Consider the following 1,416-nt stretch of genomic DNA (forward strand, 5'->3'; position numbering starts at 1 on the left):
AATGAAACGCCATACTAGATCATGACCACAAACAACATTATGTCCCCAGCCAAATGAGATCCAATCAACGTACCGTCGCAGGACGTTGTATTGGGTCTGTACTACATGACTCGTGAAGCGATCAACGCCAAGGGCGAAGGTCGTGTGTTCGCGGATCTGCAGGAAGTTGACCGTGTGTTCCGTGCCGGCGAAGCCGCACTGCACGCCAAGGTTAAAGTCCGCATCCACGAAACCATCAACGATCGTGACGGTGGCAGCGTCAAGAACACCCGTATCGTCGACACCACTGTCGGCCGTGCGCTGTTGTTCCAGGTTGTTCCGCCTGGCCTGTCGTACGACGTGGTCAACCAGCCAATGAAGAAAAAGGCGATCTCCAAGCTGATCAACCAGTGCTACCGCGTGGTTGGTTTGAAAGAGACCGTTATCTTCGCTGACCAGTTGATGTACACCGGTTTTGCTTATTCGACCATTTCCGGCGTTTCCATCGGTGTTAACGACTTCGTTATCCCGGACGAGAAAGCCGCCATCATCGGTGCTGCCACCGATGAAGTGAAAGAGATCGAAAGCCAGTACGCCTCCGGCCTGGTAACCCAGGGCGAGAAGTACAACAAAGTGATCGACCTTTGGTCCAAGGCCAACGACGAAGTGTCGAAGGCGATGATGTCGAACCTCTCGAAAGAGCGTGTTATCGACCGTCATGGCGTGGAAGTCGATCAAGAGTCGTTCAACTCGATGTACATGATGGCCGACTCGGGCGCACGGGGTTCTGCTGCGCAGATCCGTCAGCTCGCCGGTATGCGTGGCCTGATGGCCAAGCCGGACGGTTCCATCATCGAAACGCCGATTACTGCGAACTTCCGTGAAGGTTTGAGCGTACTTCAGTACTTCATCTCGACTCACGGTGCTCGTAAAGGTCTGGCGGATACCGCGTTGAAAACCGCTAACTCCGGTTACCTGACTCGTCGTCTGGTAGACGTTGCGCAAGACTTGGTTGTGACTGAAGTTGACTGCGGCACCGAACACGGTCTGCTGATGACTCCGCACATCGAAGGCGGCGACGTTGTAGAGCCGTTGGGTGAGCGCGTATTGGGTCGAGTAATCGCCCGTGACGTATTCAAGCCAGGTACCGAGGAAGTCATCGTTCCTGCCGGCACCCTGGTAGACGAGAAGTGGGTCGAGTTCATCGAACTCAACAGCATCGACGAAGTGATTGTTCGCTCGCCGATCAGCTGCGAAACCCGCTATGGCATTTGCGCCAAGTGCTACGGCCGTGACTTGGCTCGTGGTCACCAGGTGAACATCGGTGAAGCGGTCGGCGTTATCGCTGCCCAGTCCATCGGTGAGCCGGGTACACAGCTTACCATGCGTACTTTACAAATCTGTGGTGCGGCAAGCCGGACATCCGCAGCCGACAGC

General features: G+C 55.5%; 1 pseudogene. It reads left to right on the top strand.

From position 1 onward, the window contains the following. Positions 1-18: 18 nt before the first annotated feature. Positions 19-1,416: pseudogene (locus ACIOMR_RS30910) on the top strand (DNA-directed RNA polymerase subunit beta'); the annotation flags it as partial.

The sequence above is a fragment of the Pseudomonas sp. NPDC087814 genome (assembly GCF_044742865.1).
Classification (GTDB): Bacteria; Pseudomonadota; Gammaproteobacteria; order Pseudomonadales; family Pseudomonadaceae; genus Aquipseudomonas.